We start from the raw sequence: 20,323 nt of genomic DNA, 5'->3' as shown, positions 1-20,323 counted from the left end.
GCTACGCTCGCTCCTCAGGGAGCGGGTGGTGACGTGCCCATGATCCCGGAGGAGCCTCCGAGCCTGCGAGGAAGCGTCCCCCGATCCCTGAGGAGCCTCCGAGCCTGCGAGGAAGCGTCCCCCGATCCCTGAGGAGCCTCCGAGCCTGCGAGGATGCGTCACGAAGGGTCGCCCTTCGTGACGCTCACAAGCTCGCTCCTCAGGGACCGAGAGGTGCGCTCGCAAGCTCGCTCCTCAGGGACCGAGAGGTGCGCTCGCAAGCTCGCTCCTCAGGAGCGGGTGGTGAAGTTCGCTCCTCGGGGGCGAGGACGCCCGCGCCCTGTCAGCCGAAGTAGACGCTACCGCGACGGCTCAGCATCCGGAACAAGGTCTGCTGGATTTCCTCGCGGACGTGATCGGTGAGGTCGAAGACCACCATCGGGTCGTCGGCGGAGGCCTCGTCGAACGACCCGGTCTCAATCGGGCGCCCAAAGTGGATGTGCCACTTCGAGGGCAGCGGGACCACCCCGAGCGGACCGAGCCACGGGAAGATAGGCGTGACCGGAAAGTACGGCAGCCCAAGGATCTTGGCGAGCGGCTTGAGGTCGGCGAGCATCGGGTAGATCTCCTCGGAACCGACGATCGAGACCGGGATGATCGGTGCCGCGTTGCGCAGCGCGGTGGTGACGAACCCGCCGCGGCCGAAGCGTTGCAGCTTGTAGCGGTCCTTGTAGAGCTTCCCGATCCCCTTGTACCCTTCGGGCCACACCGCGGTCAGCTCACCTGCCCGCAGCAGTCGGTCCGCATCGTGGTTGCATGCCAGGGTCGCACCGACGCGGCGCGCCACCTCACCCACACCCGGAGCGTCAAAAGCCATGTCGGCAGCGAGAAGTCGGAGATACCGGCCGGTCGGATGATTGTCCCGGACGGCAACCGAGGTCATGATCGCGTCGATGGGGATGGTGCCCGCATGGTTGGCGACCAGCAACGCACCACCCTCGACGGGCAGATTCTCGATGCCGGTCACCTCGACCCGGAACCACTTCTCGTACACCTGACGTACCGCAGGCAACCACACCGACTCGGTGAAGTGCGGATCGAAGCCGAACTCGTCGACCTCGTACTCGCCGGTCATCCGCTCCCTGATGAACCCGGCGGTTGCGGTCAACGAGTCGGCGACCGCTCCACGGATACCGGACAGAGAGAACAGTGGACTTGAACGTGAGGGTCCGAGATGTTCGACGCCGAGGGACTCCGCGGGGAGGCGCACATCGTCGTTGATCGGGGTCACCGGCGCCGCAGGCTGGCCGAAATCGTCGGTGTTCGGGTGTCCGACTTGCGCCTTTTGCCGGGACTTGCGTTGCGCAGGTGTGGATTTCGTGGGCGTGGCGGTCCCGGCGGGCTGCTGACTGGGATGTCGCTGACGTACCTGTTCACGGGCCATACGCGCTCCCCCACGTGCCTCGGCACTGTTTCCGGGGGATGCGTAGAGCTGAATCACCTTCGCGGTACGTGCGTCGCTCACGCCACCTGCCAAGCTTCTCACCCCTGGGTCACAATTGATTTGAAGATCACATCCGATGACCACGCTGGCAATCTGCATTCATGGTACGCGTATATCGGAGTGGGTCTGTTGTCCAAGTCTAGAGCCTTGATCGACTTCGTGCCCACTTGTAGGCCATGTTGCCGACCGCCAACCTTATCGCGATTCACTTCCGTGGATTTCATTGCAGCTGATGCGCTGCCGAAACCACACGTCGCTCCAGCGAACGCCACGAATCCGGTGCGATCACCGCGGTCGAGGCACCTCGTTCGATGAAGTCGTCAACCGTTTCGATCGTCGTAAACCTGGGTGCGAAGCCGAGTTCCTTGCGCATGCGCGTGGTGTCCAGAACGCGCCCGTAGGTGAGGTACTCGGTCTGGCTCGACCGTAATTTCGCCGAACGAAGGTCTTGGAAGACCCCGGTGATCGGCGCCATCAAACTGCTCGGCACCGGTAACTCGACGTGCCCGATACGACGGATCGCCTGGGTCAGCGTCACCACGCCCTCCCCCGACACGTTGAAGGTGCCGGTCTTGCCGGCCAGCGTCACGTGCTCCATCGCCGCCAACGCGTCCTCCTCGTGCAGGAACTGCAGTCGGGGCTGATAGCCGATGACCGTGGGCACGATGGGTAGCGAGAGGTAGGACCCCATCCGCGTGTTGATGCGCGGCCCGAGGATCGCCTGGGGTCGCACGATGGTCACGTCGATGTCCTGGCGACGTCGCCCGAGCCCACGGACGTACCCCTCGATGTCGAGGAGGTCGCGACCGTAACCGCGCTTGGGTTCGCGGCGCGCCGGCGTCTCCTCGGAGAAGTGCGACGGATCGTGGGCACTCGCACCGTAGACCATCGCCGTCGACCGCAGGATCAGTCGCTTCACCGACGGGCTGCGCTGGCAGGCGGCGCACACCTGCATGGCGCCCACGACGTTGAACTCCTTGATCGCCGACGAATGCGGCGCCGTCTCCATGATCGACGTCGCGGCGTGCACGACGGTGTCGACCTCGTAGCCGGCGATCGCCTTGGCGATCGCCGGGCGACGAATGTCCAGCCGCAGGAACTCCGCCCGGCCCATCCGCCGCATCAGGTCCTTACGAGGAAGGCGCGAATCGACGGCGAGCACCCGTTCGATCGCCGGGTTGGCCGCGAGGCGGGCGACCAGGTAGCCACCGAGAAAGGTGGATGCGCCGGTCACCAGGACGGTCCGGGGCGGCGATGCGGGCGACTCGTCGGTCATCCTCACAGGCTAACGGGGCATTCTGAGACCCGCCTGTTCGGTCGCGAAACTCAGGCGACCGAACTTGGTGGCGCATCATCGGCCCCGTGGCCCGTGCGATTGTCGGCCGGTCCACAAAGACGAAGAACCCGCACTCGGCGGGTTCTTCTCGGTAATGCCGGAAGGGGTCTGTGACCCCCACCGACTATTTACCGAGTTTGCGGCGCTGCACCCGGGTCCGCCGCAGCAACTTGCGGTGCTTCTTCTTCGACATGCGCTTGCGACGCTTCTTGATCACTGAACCCATCGGGGTGCTTCCTCACGGTTGACGCGGTTGTTCTGACGGTCTGATGTGCCAACCGGCGTGACGCACACGCGCGGGCATCAGCACGCGACCTCCCACATTACCGGTCGGTGATGATCAGGAAAAATCCGGTCGCCAAAAGCCACGACTCCCTCGGCCGATCACACCAGTTGTGTGACCCGCCGAGGGAGTCGGGAGCAGAGCGAGCAGGCCGAAACCTGCAGCTGCGATGAGTCGGACTAGCCGACGTCGAAATACGAGGTCTCGAGATAATCGTGCACAGCCTTGGCGTGCACACGGAACGATCGGCCCACACGAACGGCGGGCAGCTCACCACTGTGCACGAGGCGATACACGGTCATCTTCGACACGCGCATCAGCGACGCAACCTCGGCGACCGTGAGGAACTGCGAACCCGAGGTCGCATTGTTTACCGCACCGGTCCTGTCACCAGGCTTTTCTGCAGCCATGAATTACTCATACCTCCGGAGCACGCGTCGCGGCCGCCGGCTTCCCCTCCGGCGGACACCAGACACGCACGTGCTTAAAGGAGCTTAGCGTGGCTGATGTGAAAAAAGCGACGTGAGTTGTGTGGTTATTGCGCCGGATGTGACGTCGCACCCCTACATCCTGGGGTTTCTCTGCGAATTACCCCTAAATCATGGGGCGTCGACTTCGACGCGCCCGGCGTTCGGGCCGCTCAAACCCTCAATCTCTGGTCGATGTCCGGCCTTGGCACTGACGGCTGCAGAGGCTCGTGTGGCCTCGTAAACGCCATGCCGGAAGCCGTTGGCCTCGAACTGCCGGATCGCCGCGGCGGTGGTGCCGCCCGGCGACGTCACGGCGGCACGCAGATCGACCGGCGACAGTCCCGACTCGCTGAGCAGCAGGCCCGCGCCGCGAATGGTCTGGACGGTCAACTCGGATGCCTGCACGCGGCTGAGGCCGAGCGCGACCCCCGCATCGATCATGGCCTCGGCCATGAGGAACACGTACGCGGGCCCGGATCCGGACACCGCGGTCACCGCGTCCATCTGCTTCTCCGGGACCACCGACACCTTGCCGACCGACTCGAGCAGCCGGACGACGGCGGCGAGCTGGTCGTCGCCCACGTAGCGGCCCACCGACACCGCCGACATCGCCTCGTTGACGAGCATCGGGGTGTTCGGCATGACGCGGATCACCGGCGAACCGGCCTGCAGCGCGTTCTCGTATCGGCTGAGCGGCAGTCCGGCCACCAACGTCACCGTGACGCGTTCGGACTCACCGGCGTCCTCGGTGCTCGCGAGCTGACGCAGCACCGAATCGACGTCGTCGGGCTTGGTCGCGAGGAACACGTACTGCGCGCCCTCGGCTGCGGTGGCGACGTCGGTGACGAGTACACCGTATTCGTCGGCGATCTCCTTGGCGCGTTTCGGCATCTTCTCGGCGACGACGAGATCCTTGGTCGGCTTGCCCGACTGGATCAGGCCGGCCAGCAGTGCTTCGCCGATCTTTCCGCCACCGACGATGGCGATGCGTTCGGTCACGTGTGATGCCTTCCTGACTTGCTTTGCCGGACCCGCAGCGGTGGGTCCGGAGTTGCTATCTACGTTGCGGGATGAGGGCGAGTTGCCGCGACTGGGCGACAACTGTCCCGGTCGAGTCCACCACGACGTGGTCCTCCTCGAACATGCCGGGTCCCACCTCGGTGCTCGTGGCGGCGAATCGCAGCCAGCCCGTCGCGGGGTGCCGGCGGACATAGGTCGTCAGCTGGACGGTCGGCGCCCACCCGAACAGCGCCAGATTCATCACCACCGGCGGCGAGATGTCGCACACGAGCACCGCGAAGTTCGTGTCGGGCTCGCCGCCTTTCGGGCGGGCCCATCCCCGGACGACGGGGGCGCCGGTCTCACCGCGCGCCACGGGGAAGGTCTCGTGATCGAGGACCAGGTCGAGAGCCGGACCGAGATGATTGACGTCGGCGATCGGCGAGTTGTCCAGGCCGATGCCGTCGGCCGGCGGCTCAGCGGGCGTGCCGTCGAGCGCCGTCGGGCCGGAGTGGTGCGGGGTGCCGGTGTCGGCGCGGGCACAGGTGATCGACGACGACACCATCGTGCGACCACCCTGGACCGCGTCCACGGTCATGACCGTGACGGTACGACCGCGTTTGCGGACCAGCACCTCGAGATCGATCTCCGCGGCGTTGGGAGCCGTGAGGTAGTCACTGGTGATCGCCACCGGGATCTTGTCGGTCTCGAAGTCCCCGCCCGACTCACCGTCGGTCGCGAGTTCGGTGAGGGCGCGCTGCGCGGCATGCGCGACGACCATCTGCAGACTCCCGCCGTGCACCTTGGGCCCGATGGTGAAGACGGGATCGATGGCGCCCCGATAGGTGATCCGGTCGGCACCGGCTCGGGCGACCTCGGTGAGGGTCAGCACCTCGGCAAGCTTCTGGTTCATCGTTCCGCTCGTTGATGTCGTCGGGTCGAGCACCGGTCGGCTCAACTCCGTTCGGAACGGACCCGCCCTGGCTCGTCGGCCGGCAGCCCCCTGGCAAGATGCCGCCGCGCAAAATCTAGCGAACGGGCCAGCAGCGCACTGCGTTCGGGTTTGGTGCGGGCCGAACTCGTTGTGACCTCCAGCACAACCGCGCCGGCGAAATCGCTGGCCGCGAGTCGGCGGCACACCTCGGCGCACGGCTGATTGCCGTCGCCGGGCAACAGGTGCTCATCGGTCGCGGCGCCGTCGCCGTCGGCGAGATGGAGGTGGGTCAGCGCCGACCCCATCCGCTCGTACATCGCCATCGCGTCGGCACCGGCGGTCGCGGTGTGGGACAGATCGAGCGTGTAGTGGGCATAGCCGTCGTCGGTGGGATCGATCGACTTGCCGAACGCCGATGCCGATATCCCGGGCCCGCCGCCCCGATGGCGCAGACGCTTGGCCGATCGCTGTCCGGCACCGAACAGTCGATCCGCCCGCATCGGGAACATGTTCTCCACGGCGATCGCGATCCCGCTGTCGTCCTCGAGCTCGGCCACCAGATCGTCGAACCCGTCGACATAGGAGCGTTGCCAGCGGAACGGCGGGTGTACGACGACGGTCTGCGCGCCGAGGTCCTCGGCCGCCTGGATCGATCGCCCGAGCTTCACCAGCGGGTCACGACCCCAGACGCGCTGGGAGATGAGCAGGCACGGGGCGTGCACCGAGAGCACCGGCATCTGATAACGCTCCGACAGATACTCCACGTGCCCGATGTCCTGGCTGACCGGTTCACCCCAGACCATCAGTTCGACTCCGTCGAAACCGAGTTCCGCGGCGTAGGCGAATGCGGCCTCGGTGTTCTGCGGGTACACCGAGGCGGTCGAGAGTCCGATCGGGATGTCGCGGATCTGCGGAGGTGGATTCACGGTCCCTCAGGTGGCCAACAGGACGAGCGGGCCGATCGTGACGATCAGACCCACGCCCATCGCCAGCAATGTGGTCGTCAGGTCCTTTGTCCGTCGCACGAGGTGCGCGAACGTGACGATCCCGAAGATCACCAGGACCGCGAGCACCAGCGCGAAATAGACGTTCCATTTCCACAGCTCGGTGAAGCCCCAGAACAGGCCGATCCCGACGGCCAGACCGGCGAGTGCCTGCCCGATGATCAGCGCCCACGCCAGCGCCGGCGAGTGCTCGCCCTTCGCGGTCTCCGTCGCGGGTGCCTCGGCGGTGTCGGTGTGGTCGACGGCGCCGCTGTCGCCCCCGTCGCGGTCATCGACACGGGCATCGACGTCGCGCTCATGATCGTCGTGGTGGTGAAGGTCGTCGTGAAGGTCGGTGTCGTGAAGGTCGTGGTCGTCGAGGCCGTGGTCGTGAAGGTCGCGGTCATCGACATCGTGGTGGTCGAGGTCATCGCGCTCGATGTCGGCGGTGACCCCCGAGTCGGCAGTGGCCGGGAGCACCTGCGTGACCTCGTCGGGCGCGACATCCGTCGCATCGTCCGTGTCCACCGGGTCGGTCTCCACCGTGTCGATCGCCTCTGTTCGGGCGTTCGCGGCCGCGGCGATGGCGGCCCCGGCGGCTGCGGTCACCGCGATCCCGGCGCCCATCGGACGCGCCGAATCACCGTCGGTCTGTCCCGTCGACGGCTCGTCGGCCGCGCCGCGGTCGGATGCGGTGAGCGTGTCGGACTCGTCGATCCGGTCGTCGAGCCGGTCCGCCGGGGTGCCGGGCTCGACGTCGGCGACCTCCGAGCGCGACTCGGTCTCGGCGGCCGCAGCGGAGTCGCCGCCGGCTTGGGCGGCGCGTTCCCGCGCGGCGGCCGGCCGGGCGGAGCGGTCCACGTTCTTTTTCTTGAATCGTCCGAAGAGGCCTTTGCGGGGCGCGGGCTCGTCCTCCTCGACGTCGGCGAATGCTCGGTACGCCTCGAAGTCTTCCGCGGCGTCGCCGTCCACGACCTCGGCGAAACGCTTGTCCCCCGAACCAGCCCGCATCCCCGCGGTCGATGGCTCCTCGGTGGGGGTTCCCTCGGTGGGGGAATCCTCGGACGCCGGCGACGCGAGATCGACGACGTCGACATCGTCTTGTTCGACCACGACGAGCCGCTCGCGGTTGTCACCGACGACGGGGATGATGCCGGTGACGGCGTTCGCGTTCTCGGCCTCCTCGGCCTTCGCCGCACGCCGAGCCACCTCGGAGGCGTGGAAGTCGCGCGTGGCGGGCTGGGCGTATCCGGGCATCCCGCTCGCCGACGTCGGCGTGGGGCGATCCGGTGTGGGCGGGGTCGCGGCCGGTCGGCGTGGTGGCGCCGCGCGGTCGGGAACCGGCTGATCCTCGGCGTACCGACGGGCGACCGGGGTCGCCGACCTCGGGAAGGAACCGGTGTCCGAGCGCCTGCCGCCGGACCTGGGAGAAGTGTTGTCTGCGTCGGCGGAGCCGATCCGCGGGATCTCGCCGGTCAGTTCCGAGACCGACACCGATCCCTCGCGCCCGACCCGCCGACGTCCCCTCGACTCACGGGTACCGCTGCCGGCCGGACCGCCCTCGGCCCGGCTGCGTGCCAGCAACTCCGAGACCGAGATCGGCCGGGAATCGGTGTTCTCCGGCCCGTTCGCTCCGCTCCCGGAACCCGATTCGTCAGACATACAGTGAGCTCTCCGTCCTCGAGTTCATCGCGCCCGCACGTCGGACGTCTTCGCTTGCAGTGTCCACCCATCCGACAGCCGACGGACCGGCGCACCGATCAGCCAACGCCGAGATCCGCGACTGCAGTTCCCCGCGTCTCGGTGCCGCGGGCCCCCACCTGCACCGGCTCGGCGTCGAGCCGCCGCAGGATGACCCCCTCACGCAGCGCCCACGGACAGATCTCAAGTGTATCGACTGACATCGCTCGCATGGCCGCCTCGGCGACGAGCGCTCCCGCCACCAGCTGACCGGCTCGATCGGCGCTGACGCCTTCGAGTTCGGCACGGTCGTCACGGGTCATCCGGGAGATGAACGAGATCAGCTGACGCAGACCGCTCGAGGTGAGCTGGCGTTTCACTCGCGGGCCTGCGCTCGACGGCGCGGCGCCGGTCAGGCGGGCGAGGCTGCGGAAGGTCTTCGACGTCCCGACCGCGAGATCGGGTTTGCCCGGCGCGAGCAGTTCTTTCGCCGCGGGTCGCAGCTCCGCGTCGAGCCAGTCGCGCAGCACCGACACCCGACGGCGATCGGGCGGGTCGCCGGGCAACCATTCCCGGGTGAGTCGGCCGGCGCCCAGCGGCAATGACAGCGCGACATCCGGCTCCTCGTCGACGCCGTTGGACATCTCGAGCGATCCGCCACCGATGTCGAGGGCGAGGATGCGGCCGGCGCTCCAGCCGTTCCAGCGCCGCACGGCCAGCGAGGTCAGGCGCGCCTCGTCGGGGCCGGTCAGGACCGTCACAGCGACTCCGGTCTTGTTCGCGACCTCGGCGAGCACCTCGTCGCTGTTGCTCGCATCCCGCACCGCCGACGTCGCGAACGCCATGATCTGTTCACAGCCCGATGTGGAGGCGATGTGGGTGAACTCGTCGACCGACTCGATGAGCTTGGCGGCCGCACGGTCGGACAGGCGCCCGCGGTCGTCGATCTGCTCGGCGAGCCGCAGGACTGATTTGGTGGAACTCATGGGGGTGGGATGGCCACCGCGATGGGCATCGACCACCAGCAGGTGGACCGTGTTGCTGCCCACGTCGAGCACTCCTAGACGCACGCTCTCAAACCCTACTGCGTCGGCCCTGAGGCCCGGGACCCGGCGGGGAAATCCGGCCGACCCGCCCGAGACCGCCGGAGATCGTCGACGGCGGTTACCGTTGATATGTGACACGCACCGAAGCATCGCGCACCGAGGCCTCCGCGCCGGCGCGCAAGCGGATGACCCCCGCACCCGAGGTCGATCTGGATTTTCCGCGCGAGTGGTATGAGTTCGCGGATCCGGACGATCCCGATCAGGTGATCCGAGCCGATATGACGTGGCTGCTCTCCTACTGGACGTGTGTCTTCGGCACCCCGGCCTGCCAGGGCATCATCGAGGGCCGCGAGGACGACGGCTGCTGCAGCCACGGTGCGTACCTCTCCGACAAGGACGACCGCAAGAACCTGGCCAAGGCCATGGCGATGCTCACCGAGGACGATTGGCAGTTCTACAAGAAAGGATCGGGCAAGGATCCGCTCGGGCCACGCGGCTACCTCGAGGAGAGCGACCTCGACGACGAACCGGCGCTCAAGACCCGAAAGCACAAGGGCGCCTGCATCTTTCTGAACCGTCCTGGCTTCGCCGGCGGCCCCGGCTGCGCCCTGCACTCGATGGCACTGCGACGCGGACTCGAACCCTTGACAGTCAAACCCGAGGTCTGCTGGCAGCTGCCGATCCGCCGCGAACAGGACTGGGTGGAACGCCCCGACGGCACCGAGGTGCTGCGCACCACGATCACCGAATACGACCGCCGTGGTTGGGGCGAGGGTGGCCACGACCTCAAGTGGTACTGCTCGGGCTCCCCCGACGCCCACGTCGGCGCCACGCAGGTGTGGGAGTCCTACGCCCCGGAGCTCACCGAACTGATCGGCAAGCCGGCCTACGACGCCCTGGCCGCGGCCTGCCGCCGCCGAAACGGCTTGGGCCTCATCGCCATTCACCCCGCGACGGCCGCCGCCACGACCAGGCGCGAAACGGATCAGAAATACAATCTGATCGAGGAGTGAGGGCCTCGCTTTCCCGGTTCCTGAGGAGCCAGCGAGCTTGCGAGCTCTGCACCCGCCCGAGCAACCTCCGAGCCTGCGAGCTCTGCACCCGCCCCCGATCAACCTCAGAACCTGCGAGCTCTGCACCCGCCCCCGATCAACCTCAGAACCTGCGAGCCCTGCCCGCCGCTCCCTGAGGAGCCTCCGAGCCTGCGAGGAAGCGTCACGAAGGGGCGCCCTTCGTGACGCTCGCAAGCTCGCTCCTCAGGGACCGGTGGTCAAGTTGCCTACGACCTCAGGGACCGGTGGTCAAGTTGCCTACGAGCTCCATGCCCGGTCCCTGGCGCATCGGCAAGAAACCAGCGTCGGGCCCCTACGGCTCGAACTTGTAGCCCAGGCCGCGGACGGTGACGAGATGCTTCGGGTTGCTCGGATCGGGTTCGATCTTGGAGCGCAACCGCTTGACGTGGACGTCGAGGGTCTTGGTGTCCCCGACGTAGTCGGCGCCCCAGACCCGATCGATGAGCTGACCCCGGGTCAGCACCCGGCCGGCGTTGCGAAGCAGATACTCGAGAAGGTCGAACTCCTTGAGTGGCAGGGTGATCGCCTCGCCGTTGACGGCGACGGTGTGGCGTTCCACATTTATGCGGACCGGCCCCTCCTCGATCACGCCGATCGCGAGTTCCTCCTCACCGGTCTCGCCACCGCGCCGCAGCACCGCGCGGATGCGCGCGATGAGCTCACGCGCCGAGTAGGGCTTGGTCACATAGTCGTCGGCGCCGAGTTCGAGGCCCACGACCTTGTCGATCTCGCTGTCGCGGGCCGTCACCATGATCACCGGAACCCCGGAGCGAGCGCGCAGCGCCTTACAGATCTCGGTGCCGGACATGCCCGGCAGCATCAGATCGAGTAGGACGATGTCGGGACTCACCCGGTCGAACACCGTGAGTGCGTGCGCGCCGTCGTTGACGACACTGGCCTCGAATCCCTCCTTGCGGAGCAGGAAGGCCAACGGGTCGGCCAGAGATTCCTCGTCCTCGACGATCAGTACGTGGGTCACCGATGCATTTCCTCTTTCGCGTATGGATGATCGGTGCGTCGCACCGAATCAATGGTCTGGGGGGAAACTGCGGTTTCGCGCGACTCGGCAGGATCGGCGGCCAGACTGGGGAAATCGCCGGACTCGACGACGTCGACGGTCAGATCCTGCGGAATGCACAGAGTGAAGGTCGATCCCGTGCCGGGCTTGCTCCACAGGCCGATCGACCCGCCGTGATTGGCCGCGACGTGCTTGACGATGGCCAGACCCAGGCCGGTACCGCCGGTCAGCCGCGACCGCGCCTTGTCCACCCGGAAGAAACGTTCGAACACCCGCTCCTGGTCATCCGCGGCGATGCCGATGCCGCGGTCGGTCACGGCGATCGCGACCATCGGACGGCCGTCGATCGGAGTGATCCGACGACTGATGGAGACGGTGGTGCCGGCAGGCGAATAGGCGATCGCGTTGACGACGAGATTGCTGATCGCGGTCAGCAACAGCATCCGGTCACCGCGCACCGTCAGCCCGGTGGGTTCATCCGCCTGCAGCGTGATCGAGGCGGCCTCGGCCGTCGTGGTCGCGGTGTCGATGGCCTCGGAGATGAGTTCGTCGATGTCGACGGTGGTGAATGCCGGCGTCTCACCGCCCTGCAACCGTGACAGCGCGATGAGCTCGCTGACCATGTTGCCCAGGCGATCGGCCTCGGTGAGCACCCGACGACCGAAATGCTGGACCGATTCCTCGTCATCCGACGATTCCAGCAGCGCCTCGGTCAGTAGACCGATCGCGCCGACCGGGGTCTTCAGTTCATGGGAGACATTGGCGACGAAGTCGCGACGGGTCGCCTCCACGCGGCGGTGTTCGGTGTCGTCGGTGCCATAGACGACGGCGTACCGCTCGTCCTCGTGGGCCACCAGACGCACCAGGCAGCGGACCGATTCGACGTGGCGGGCCGTCGCACGCCCGGTGGAGACGAAACCCAGAGCCGACTGCGGGGGGCTGAATTCGAAGCGCGATTCCACAGCGGTGTCGAGGACCTCTTTTGCCGCATCCCAGACCTCGTCGGCCAGAAGGCGATCACGCACCACCCCGAGCTCGACGGCCTGGCTGTTGTAGAGCACGACGTCGCGGAAGCGGTCCACGACCGCCACCGCATTCTCGCTGTTACGCACGATGAGGCTGAGCAACCCGGCCTTGGTCATCCGGCCGTCGTCGGTGGTCAGCGACACGTCGGAGTCGCGGAGCCGGGCGGTGTCGGCCACCTCTCGGGGTGCGTTGGCGGTGATCGGCCGCTGCTCCACGACTTCGGTCACGGCGACAGAGTCGGAGCCGGATGCGTCGGTACCGGACCGACGCATCGCCCGCTCGACCCAGCCACGCACGTGTCGATTGAGTCCCAGCAGGACCCCACCGACCAATGCAATGGCGATCGCCGCGAATAGCAGTGCAACGGTCACCATCGCAGCTTACGGCGCGACGAACGCCTTTCGCACATCCATCGTCACTGTTCGGCCGCTGTTCACGCACTGTTCGATCAAGCCCACGCGCCACTGTCGCGACAGTGCTAATCCGGGCCGGTGACCGCCGTCACCGAGCTCACTGCGGAACCGGCACCGCCATGTCCGCATACTCCGGATGCTGGGCGATGAACCGCTGCACATACGAGCACACCGGCACCACCTGCTTGCCGGTGTCACGGATGTCGTCGAGCACCACCTTGACCAGCTCACCGGCATATCCATGACCACTGAACTGTTCGTGGATCACGGTGTGCGTCAACACCACCTGATACGGCTCAGAGACATAGTCGAGATAGCCGACAACCCGTTCGTCGTCGTTGCCGTAATCCCCTTGGCCGGTCGCGTCTGCGGCGGGGCCCGGGCTCAGAATTGCTTCGTAACGCTCCTGAGCTGGGGAATGGTTGATCCGGAGAGTCCCGACATTCGCCATGGCATCCAATGTAGCGCGCCGCACATCATCGGGACCATGAAGTTTTCATTACGGCTGCTCACAGACGAGCTCTCGCTCACTTCTGGCCCTGCGCCGCCACGGCCGCGGCACCGGCCGCCGCCGCTTCCGGGTCGAGGTAGGTGCCGCCTGGGTTGAGGGGCTTCAGGTCGTCGTCGAGGTCGTAACGCAACGGGTTGCCGGTGGGGATGTTCAGTTCGGCGATGTCGGCGTCGGAGATCTCGTCGAGGTACTTGACGAGCGCACGCAGAGAATTGCCGTGAGCCGCGATCAGCACCGTCTTGCCTGCCTTGATGTCGGCCGCGATGGTGTCGAGGAAATACGGCACCATGCGCTCGACGACGTCCTTGAGGCACTCGGTCAGGGGCACCTCGGCCAGATCGGCGTACCGCGGGTCCTTGGTCTGGCTGTACTCCGCGTCGGGGTCGATCGGCGGCGGCGGGGTGTCGTAGCTGCGACGCCACAGCATGAACTGCTCGTCACCGAACTCTTCCTTGATCTCGGTCTTGTTCAGACCCTGGAGCTTGCCGTAGTGCCGTTCGTTGAGCCGCCAGTCACGCTTCACCGGAATCCAGTGCCGATCGCACCGATCGAGGGCGATCTGGGCGGTCTGGATCGCCCGACGCAGCACAGATGTGTACAGGATGTCGGGCAACAGGTCGTGCTCGATGAGGAGTTCACCGGCGCGCACCGCCTCGGCTTCGCCCTTCTCGGTGAGCGCCACGTCGACCCAGCCGGTGAACTGGTTGGACGCATTCCACTCGCTCTCGCCGTGCCGCATCAGAATCAGGGTGCCGTTGCTCATGGCAGTCAGTTTCCCACATGGGACCGCGCCGGTCTCGGCGTCGGGCCCATCCGCGGCGCCGACTTTGCGGCTACCGATCCGGGCGCGCACCGGAGCGACCGGTCGAGCCGCCGATGGCCCACACCGTCAGATAGGCGAGGCCGAAGAACGCGGCGACAGCCATTGCCACTCCGGTGGATTCGACCTGGGCGAACGGAGAGCGCACCCATTCCAGGGCGGACGCCACCACGGCGTCGGGCCGGGTCACCAGGTCCCAGGAGTTCCATCGCTGGAAACGGCCGATCACGATGCCGATCGCACACAACCCCACCGAGACGATCACGGTCGCCCACCCGGCGGCCGGACCCACCTCGCGCTCCACCCGGCGATGCACCATCAGCATCGACACCACGCCGAGGATTATTCCCGTCCACGCGGCGAATCCGTACTGCAGCACATGCCGCCAGAGGTCGTAGCCGTCGGCCAGATGGACGAGATCGGTCACCAGGTAGGGCGCGTTGGGCAGGAAGGCCAGCCAGCCGAGACCGAGAGGGATCAGCCAGATTCGTTGCCGGACAGCGATGAAGCCGAGCGCGAAGATCATCGGCAACCAGGCGAGGAAGAGGTTCCACACCAGGAACCGGGTCGGGTAGAACTCCGGTGATGCCGGATCGGTGATGCCGAGCACGACGGTGAGCGCGGTCGTCGCGAGCAAAGCGACAGCGAGCACCACCCGGTGCACGTGGGTCATCGGACCAGTCTGCCCGGCGGCGCGGAATCGAGACGCACGATGAGGTCACGAACCCGTCGACGTGCGACCAATGGCCCGCGAATCGGACAAAACGGGTCTAACTTCACTGTCATGACCGCCAGCGCAGATGCCGGCGCCACCGGCACCGACACTCCCGAGCCCGAACTCAAACGTGTACTCGGGTGGAAGTTACTCCTGCTCTTCATCATCGGCGATATCCTGGGCACCGGCGTCTACGCGCTCACCGGTCAGGTGGCCGGCGAGGTCGGCGGTGCCGCCTGGCTGCCTTTCCTGATCGCGTTCGTCGTGGCCACGCTGACCGCTTTCTCCTATCTCGAGCTGGTGACGAAATATCCGCAAGCCGCGGGCGCTGCGCTCTATGTCCACAAAGCATTCGGGGTGCATTTCATCACGTTCATCGTGCTGTTCACGGTGATGTGCTCGGGCATCACATCGGCCACGACGGCGTCTCGCGCGTTCGCGGTCAACATGCTGACCGCGTTCAGCGGCGGCGACAAGCCCGACACCGCCAGTCCGGCGCTGCTCTTCTTCGCGATCGCCTTCCTGCTGGTGGTCATGTTCATCAACTTCCGCGGCGTCGCCGAGGGCGTGGGCACCAACGTCGTGCTGACCCTGGTCGAGCTGTCGGGCCTGCTGATGGTGATCTTCATCGGCTACTGGTTCATCGTCGGCGGCAACGCCGAGCACTGGGATGCGGTGGTGGCCTTCGAGACCCCCGACGACAAGAACGTCTTCATCGCCATCACGGCGGCGACGTCACTGGCGTTCTTCGCGCTCGTCGGATTCGAGGACTCGGTGAACATGGCCGAGGAGTGCAAGGAGCCGGTCCGCATCTTCCCCAAGGTGATGCTCAGCGGCCTGGCGATCACCGCGGTGGTGTACGTGCTGATCTCGATCTGCGCGGTGGCGATCGTTCCGGTCGGCGTCCTCGCCGAGAGTGAGACCCCGCTGGTCGACGTGGTCCAGGCCGCGGCCCCCGACTTCCCGATCGGCGAACTACTGCCCTGGATCTCGATGTTCGCGGTCGCCAACACCGCACTCATCAACATGATGATGGCCAGTCGGTTGCTCTACGGCATGTCCAAGCAGGGAGTGCTGCCGACGTTCCTCTCCTACGTGCATCCGGGTCGTCGGACACCGGTCGCGGCGATCATCTTCACCACCGTCATCGCCCTGTGCCTGCTGGTGTACGTCAGCGCGGATCCGGAGAGCTCGGTGGTCGGCTTGCTCGGCGGCACCACCGCACTGCTACTCCTGGCCGTGTTCACCGTGGTGAACATCTCGGTGTTGGCGCTTCGCCGCAAGCCGGTGCAGCACAATCATTTCCGCACCTGGACACCGGTCGCCGTGCTCGGCGCCGTGACATGTGGCTACTTGACGTTGCCGGTCACCGGCCGCGACCCGGAGCAGTACGTGATCGCCGGCTGGCTCCTGCTCCTCGGCGTGATCCTGTGGGCCATCACCTATTGGCATCAACGGCGCCGTCACATCGCCGGGGACCGGCACCTCGAAGACGTGAACTGACCGAACTCGGGACAGATGAAGCGGATCGTGCCGGTTTCCGGCACGATCCGCTTCATCGCCGGGTCGACATCTCCGGGTGAACTCTTACTTGCGCAGGTCTTTCCGCAGGATCTTGCCCGAGGCCGACTTCGGAATGGCGTCGATGAACTCGACCGCGCGAACCTTCTTGTGCGGCGCCACCTTTGCCGCGACGAACTCGATCACCTCGTCCTCGGTCAGTTCCGCGTCGGGTTGCTTGACGACGAACGCCTTCGGGATCTCCTCCCCGTCGGCGTCATTGACACCGATGACGGCGGTGTCGGCGATCTTCGGATTGGTCAGCAGGAGCGCTTCGAGCTCGGCCGGCGGGACCTGATAGCCCTTGTACTTGATCAGCTCCTTGAGCCGGTCGACGATGTAGACGCAGCCGGTCGGGTCCACCCGCGCCATGTCGCCGGTGTGCAGGTACCCGTCGGCGTCGATGGTGTCGGCCGTGGCCTGCTCGTTGTTCAGGTAGCCCAGCATGACGTTGGGACCCTTCACCCAGAGCTCTCCGGGCTCGGACAGGCCCTCGGCCGGCAGACCGATCTCGTCACCGGTGGCCGGGTCGACGAGCTTGTTCTCGGTGTTCGGGATCGCCCAACCGGTCGACGACAGCGGCGGTTCGTCGTAACCCAATACGGCCTTGGTGTCGATCGGTATCAGGTGACTGACCGGGGACAGTTCACTCATGCCGTAGCCCTGCAGCATGTGCAGATCGAGTCGCTTGGCGACCGCCTTGCCGAGCTCGTCGTCGAGAGGCGCCGCGCCCGACATCATGACCTCGAGCGAGGACAGGTCGTAGTTGTCGATGATCGGATGCTTGGCGAGCGCGACCGCGACCGGCGGCGCGATGAAGGCGGTCGTGACCTTCTGATTCTGGATGTTCTCGAGGAACTCGGGAAGGTCGAAGCGTGGCATGATCACCAGCCGCCCCCGGTTGTACAGCGCCGCGTTGAGCAGCACGGTCATCCCGTAGATGTGGAAGAACGGCAGCACCGCGATCACGACGTCGTCGGCGCCCATGCCCTGCAGAGGTTTGATCTGGGCGACGTTGGCCACCAGGTTGCGGTGACTGAGCGCGACACCCTTTGGATTGCCGGTGGTGCCGGAGCTGTAGGGCAGGGCCGCGACATGTGTGGCCGGGTCGATGGTGACGTCCGGAGCCGGCAGGTTGGGTCCGAGGAGGTCGACGGCGTTCGGATGCCCGGACTGTTGCTCACCGTCGCCGTCCAGGATGATCAGGTTCTCGTCGGCGATCCCGACTTCCTTCGCCGCGATCGCGGCCTGCTCGGCCATCAGCGAGATCGTGACGAGCATCTTCGCCTGCGAGTCCTTGAGCTGCTTGGCGATCTCCGGCGCAGTGAACAGCGCGTTGATCGTCGTCGCCGTGCCGCCGGCCCGCAGGATGCCGTGGAAGACGGTGGCGAATGCCGGGATGTTCGGCGAGAGGATGCCCACCACGTCGCCGACGGCGATCCCCCGCGCCGCCAAGGCTCCCGCCGCAGCGTCGATCTGGCCGATCAGCCGCCCATACGTCGTCTCGTCGCCGGTCTTCGGGTCCACCAGGGCGACGCGGGCGAGGTCCTCGTCGGCTATCGAACCGAACAGGAAGTCATAGACGCTCAGGTTCGGGATCTCGACGTCGGGAAAGGGGCTCTGGAAACTCATGACACCTCCGTTGGGGAATACCGGACGTAATCGTAACAACATTCGTTGTCACGGTCGGTCCGGCGCGCAATGTCCGCATAGTCCGGTTTCGGCGGACCGGGAGGTCCGACGTCCGGCACCGCACAACTCTACGACGGCGCCCGATCAGGTGTGACATGTGCCACCCCATCGGTGACCGGTCGTACCCGAGGAACCGGTCAGTCGTCGTCGGAAAAGCTTGTGCCCGACCCGTCCCCGGCGGCATCCAACGACGTGGTCTCCCCCGGTACGTATCGGTCCGGCAGCGGCTCACCGGGTTCGGGCAGCGACTCCTTGTCGATGAGGTGCTCGAACGCGAGCAGATTGCGCAGCGATTCGCCGCGCGACACCCGCCACGCCCACTCTCGTTGGATCGACGTCAGGAAGCCGATCTCGAGAAGTGTGTTGAAGTCGCCGTCGGCCGCCTCGAGCACCTGGCCAAGCACGCGATCGATCTCGTCGGCGCCGATCGCATCCGCGGAGATCCGGCCCACCAGGTAGATGTCGCCGGTGTTGTCGATGGTGTAGGCGACGCCGTAGAGCCGCCGGTTGCGTCGCAGCAGGTAGCGGTAGACGCCTTCATGGTTCTCGTCGGGACGCCGGCAGACGAATGCCTCGACACGCACACCGTGCGGGCCCGCAGTCAGCAGCACGACGGTCTTCAGCTTGCGCTCACCGGGGAGTTCGAGCACGAGATGATCGGCCTGCGCACCTCCGGAGTCCTTGCGGCTGAACGAGATCTCGCGCTCGTTCAGCGTTGACTCGAGCAGTTCGACGATCTCGGTCTGATTCACCCGATCACCTTGCCTGTTGGAGTGTCACTGTCTGGTGGAGTGTCGCTGTCTGGTGGAGTGTCGCTGTCTGTTGGAGTGTCGCTGGTCCGAACGCCGGTCAGCCCTGACCGACGATCACCCTCGGACGGCGCCGACGCCACCGTCGCGACGCGCGACGAACCGACGCGGCACCGACGGCGCCCGGATTGCGCGCCGCGAATGACTGCATCGCCTCCGCGTAGCTGTTCAGCAGTCGGGTCGAGGTGTGCTCCCAGGAGAACTGCTCGGCATGGGCGCGGGCGTTGCCCCGCATCGCGGCCAGCCGGTCGGGTTGCGCGAGAATCCCGGCGAGGGCGTCGGTCCAATCCTCCACGTCGTGGCCGTCGACGAGCACACCGGTGCGACCATCGGCCACTGCCACACTGAGGCCACCGACGTCGGCGGCCACAACCGGGGTCCCGCACGCCTGGGCCTCGATGGCGACCAGGCCGAAGCTCTCCGAGTAGCTCGGTACCGCAACCAGATCCGACGCGCGGTACACCTGTGCGAGCCGATCGGACGGCTGGGGCGGCAGGAAGGTGACCGAATCGGAGATATCGAGTTCGTCGGCCAGGTCGATCAGCGCGGTCGGCTGCGCGAGCCCGGATCCCGATGGTCCGCCGACGATCAGCACCCGCACCGGGCGACCGTCACGCCGGGATCGCTCGATGATCGGGGCGGCGGCAGCCAGCAGGACGTCGGGAGCCTTGAGTGGCTGAATGCGGCCGACGAAGGTCAGCACGGTCTCGTCGGGTCGCAGTCCGAGCTCGGCACGTGCCGCCTCCCGCGACCCCGGCGAGTAGACGTCGAGATCCGCCCCGGGGGTCACCACGTCGATGCGCGACCGATCGGCGTTGTACATCGAAACCAGCTCGCTCGCTTCGGTTTCGGTGTTGACCACCATACGGTCGGCCTCGTCGACGACCTGCTGCTCGCCGATGACCCGCAGCATCGGTTCGGCGGTGTCGCCCTTGGCCAGTGACGCGTTCTTCACCGCCGCCAGCGTGTGCGCCGTGTGCACCAGCGGCACACCCCAACGATCGCGCGCCAGCCAGCCGACCTGACCCGACAGCCAATAATGCGAATGGATCAGGTCGTAGTAGCCGGGTTTGTGCATCGCCTCGGCACGCAGTACGCCTGCGGTGAAGGCACACAGCTGGGCCGGCAGGTCGCGTTTGTCGAGGCCCTCGAAGGGGCCCGCCACGACGTTGCGGACGGTCACTCCGGGGGCCGCGTCGACGACCGGCGCGTCCGACGACGACGTGGCGCGCGTGAAGATCTCCACCTCCACACCGCGTCGGGCGAGGCGCGTCGCGGTCTGCCACACGTACACGTTCATGCCACCGGCGTCGCCGGTTCCCGGCTGGGCCAGCGGTGACGTGTGCACGGAGACGAGTGCGACGCGCCGCGGCATCGGGGAACTGGTCATCCCACCAGCTTAGAGAAAGTCGCCGACCGCACCGCCCCCGCCCTTCACGAGGTGCACGAACGTCGCCAGGTGTTCGCCGCGG

At 66.6% G+C, this 20,323-nt stretch carries 19 protein-coding genes; 2 read left to right on the top strand and 17 right to left on the bottom strand.

Going from position 1 to position 20,323, the window contains the following annotated elements; all coding sequences use genetic code 11:
- Window positions 1-322: 322 nt before the first annotated feature.
- The 9 genes from AC4AMJ_RS02025 to AC4AMJ_RS01985 form a co-directional block, all read right to left on the bottom strand.
- On the bottom strand, window positions 323-1,516 hold the full coding sequence (locus AC4AMJ_RS02025; protein ID WP_489916963.1) for a lysophospholipid acyltransferase family protein: 1,194 nt from the start codon (window positions 1,514-1,516) through the stop codon (window positions 323-325).
- A gap of 187 nt (window positions 1,517-1,703) precedes the next feature.
- A complete protein-coding gene (locus tag AC4AMJ_RS02020; protein ID WP_489897250.1) occupies window positions 1,704-2,759 on the bottom strand; it encodes an NAD-dependent epimerase/dehydratase family protein in 1,056 nt (351 codons plus the stop codon).
- A gap of 184 nt (window positions 2,760-2,943) precedes the next feature.
- Entirely contained in the window at window positions 2,944-3,045 is a 102-nt protein-coding gene (locus AC4AMJ_RS02015) for a 30S ribosomal protein bS22 (protein WP_003402602.1), read from the bottom strand.
- 236 nt (window positions 3,046-3,281) lie between these two features.
- The gene (locus AC4AMJ_RS02010) at window positions 3,282-3,512 is read right to left on the bottom strand and encodes a helix-turn-helix domain-containing protein (protein ID WP_489897251.1); all 231 of its coding nucleotides are present in this window, start codon (window positions 3,510-3,512) and stop codon (window positions 3,282-3,284) included.
- 189 nt (window positions 3,513-3,701) lie between these two features.
- A complete protein-coding gene (gene proC, locus AC4AMJ_RS02005; protein WP_489916961.1) occupies window positions 3,702-4,571 on the bottom strand; it encodes a pyrroline-5-carboxylate reductase in 870 nt (289 codons plus the stop codon).
- Between the two features lie 55 nt (window positions 4,572-4,626).
- Window positions 4,627-5,484, bottom strand: a complete 858-nt coding sequence (locus AC4AMJ_RS02000) for a thioesterase family protein (RefSeq protein ID WP_489916959.1) — start codon at window positions 5,482-5,484, stop codon at window positions 4,627-4,629.
- Window positions 5,485-5,525: 41 nt separating this feature from the next.
- On the bottom strand, window positions 5,526-6,431 hold the full coding sequence (locus tag AC4AMJ_RS01995; protein WP_489897254.1) for a sugar phosphate isomerase/epimerase family protein: 906 nt from the start codon (window positions 6,429-6,431) through the stop codon (window positions 5,526-5,528).
- Window positions 6,432-6,437: 6 nt separating this feature from the next.
- Window positions 6,438-8,150 (bottom strand): Rv0497 family membrane protein, encoded by a 1,713-nt coding sequence (locus AC4AMJ_RS01990; RefSeq protein ID WP_489916957.1) that lies wholly within the window; start codon window positions 8,148-8,150, stop codon window positions 6,438-6,440.
- A 98-nt stretch (window positions 8,151-8,248) separates the two neighbouring features.
- Complete coding sequence (locus AC4AMJ_RS01985) at window positions 8,249-9,238, bottom strand: Ppx/GppA family phosphatase (RefSeq protein ID WP_489916955.1); 990 nt, start codon at window positions 9,236-9,238, stop codon at window positions 8,249-8,251.
- Between the two features lie 161 nt (window positions 9,239-9,399).
- Between AC4AMJ_RS01985 and AC4AMJ_RS01980 the strand changes: the two genes are divergently transcribed.
- On the top strand, window positions 9,400-10,227 hold the full coding sequence (locus AC4AMJ_RS01980) for a DUF3109 family protein (RefSeq protein ID WP_489901043.1): 828 nt from the start codon (window positions 9,400-9,402) through the stop codon (window positions 10,225-10,227).
- Between the two features lie 352 nt (window positions 10,228-10,579).
- Here AC4AMJ_RS01980 and AC4AMJ_RS01975 read toward each other — a convergent pair whose 3' ends face one another.
- The 5 genes from AC4AMJ_RS01975 to AC4AMJ_RS01955 all read right to left on the bottom strand — a co-directional run bounded on the left by AC4AMJ_RS01975 (window position 10,580) and on the right by AC4AMJ_RS01955 (window position 14,748).
- Window positions 10,580-11,266, bottom strand: a complete 687-nt coding sequence (locus tag AC4AMJ_RS01975; protein ID WP_489916953.1) for a winged helix-turn-helix domain-containing protein — start codon at window positions 11,264-11,266, stop codon at window positions 10,580-10,582.
- Window positions 11,263-12,702 carry a sensor histidine kinase gene (locus AC4AMJ_RS01970; protein ID WP_489916951.1) on the bottom strand — a complete coding sequence of 480 codons (1,440 nt, stop codon included), beginning with the start codon at window positions 12,700-12,702 and terminating at the stop codon, window positions 11,263-11,265. The genes AC4AMJ_RS01975 and AC4AMJ_RS01970 overlap by 4 nt, the downstream gene beginning before the upstream one ends.
- 139 nt (window positions 12,703-12,841) lie before the next feature.
- On the bottom strand, window positions 12,842-13,195 hold the full coding sequence (locus AC4AMJ_RS01965) for a GNAT family N-acetyltransferase (protein WP_489897259.1): 354 nt from the start codon (window positions 13,193-13,195) through the stop codon (window positions 12,842-12,844).
- A gap of 76 nt (window positions 13,196-13,271) precedes the next feature.
- On the bottom strand, window positions 13,272-14,018 hold the full coding sequence (locus tag AC4AMJ_RS01960) for a phosphoglyceromutase (RefSeq protein WP_489916949.1): 747 nt from the start codon (window positions 14,016-14,018) through the stop codon (window positions 13,272-13,274).
- Window positions 14,019-14,088: 70 nt separating this feature from the next.
- A complete protein-coding gene (locus AC4AMJ_RS01955; RefSeq protein ID WP_489897261.1) occupies window positions 14,089-14,748 on the bottom strand; it encodes a DUF1361 domain-containing protein in 660 nt (219 codons plus the stop codon).
- Window positions 14,749-14,859: 111 nt separating this feature from the next.
- Here AC4AMJ_RS01955 and AC4AMJ_RS01950 point away from each other — a divergent pair, with 111 nt between their 5' ends.
- Entirely contained in the window at window positions 14,860-16,293 is a 1,434-nt protein-coding gene (locus tag AC4AMJ_RS01950; protein ID WP_489897262.1) for an APC family permease, read from the top strand.
- Between the two features lie 84 nt (window positions 16,294-16,377).
- Here the strand turns inward: AC4AMJ_RS01950 and AC4AMJ_RS01945 are convergent, their stop codons facing one another.
- The 3 genes from AC4AMJ_RS01945 to mshA form a co-directional block, all read right to left on the bottom strand.
- Window positions 16,378-17,982, bottom strand: a complete 1,605-nt coding sequence (locus tag AC4AMJ_RS01945; RefSeq protein WP_489916947.1) for an AMP-binding protein — start codon at window positions 17,980-17,982, stop codon at window positions 16,378-16,380.
- 197 nt (window positions 17,983-18,179) lie between these two features.
- Complete coding sequence (locus AC4AMJ_RS01940; protein ID WP_489897264.1) at window positions 18,180-18,794, bottom strand: type III secretion system chaperone family protein; 615 nt, start codon at window positions 18,792-18,794, stop codon at window positions 18,180-18,182.
- Window positions 18,795-18,891: 97 nt separating this feature from the next.
- Window positions 18,892-20,241, bottom strand: coding sequence for a D-inositol-3-phosphate glycosyltransferase (gene mshA, locus AC4AMJ_RS01935; RefSeq protein ID WP_489916945.1), 1,350 nt, complete (start codon window positions 20,239-20,241; stop codon window positions 18,892-18,894).
- Window positions 20,242-20,323: the final 82 nt, after the last annotated feature.

Source organism: Gordonia sp. LMA484, from assembly GCF_058129505.1.
This window is presented reverse-complemented; position numbering and strand designations above follow the sequence as displayed.

Coding starts and splice junctions, on each gene's coding strand:
- AC4AMJ_RS02000 (WP_489916959.1), bottom strand. CDS start 5,484: ATGAACCAGAAGCTTGCCGAGGTGCTGACCCTCACCGAGGTCGCCCGA.
- AC4AMJ_RS01965 (WP_489897259.1), bottom strand. CDS start 13,195: ATGGCGAATGTCGGGACTCTCCGGATCAACCATTCCCCAGCTCAGGAG.
- AC4AMJ_RS01945 (WP_489916947.1), bottom strand. CDS start 17,982: ATGAGTTTCCAGAGCCCCTTTCCCGACGTCGAGATCCCGAACCTGAGC.
- AC4AMJ_RS01960 (WP_489916949.1), bottom strand. CDS start 14,018: ATGAGCAACGGCACCCTGATTCTGATGCGGCACGGCGAGAGCGAGTGG.
- AC4AMJ_RS01990 (WP_489916957.1), bottom strand. CDS start 8,150: ATGTCTGACGAATCGGGTTCCGGGAGCGGAGCGAACGGGCCGGAGAAC.
- AC4AMJ_RS01980 (WP_489901043.1), top strand. CDS start 9,400: ATGACCCCCGCACCCGAGGTCGATCTGGATTTTCCGCGCGAGTGGTAT.
- AC4AMJ_RS02020 (WP_489897250.1), bottom strand. CDS start 2,759: ATGACCGACGAGTCGCCCGCATCGCCGCCCCGGACCGTCCTGGTGACC.
- mshA (WP_489916945.1), bottom strand. CDS start 20,241: ATGACCAGTTCCCCGATGCCGCGGCGCGTCGCACTCGTCTCCGTGCAC.
- AC4AMJ_RS01950 (WP_489897262.1), top strand. CDS start 14,860: ATGACCGCCAGCGCAGATGCCGGCGCCACCGGCACCGACACTCCCGAG.
- AC4AMJ_RS02010 (WP_489897251.1), bottom strand. CDS start 3,512: ATGGCTGCAGAAAAGCCTGGTGACAGGACCGGTGCGGTAAACAATGCG.
- AC4AMJ_RS02015 (WP_003402602.1), bottom strand. CDS start 3,045: ATGGGTTCAGTGATCAAGAAGCGTCGCAAGCGCATGTCGAAGAAGAAG.
- AC4AMJ_RS01955 (WP_489897261.1), bottom strand. CDS start 14,748: ATGACCCACGTGCACCGGGTGGTGCTCGCTGTCGCTTTGCTCGCGACG.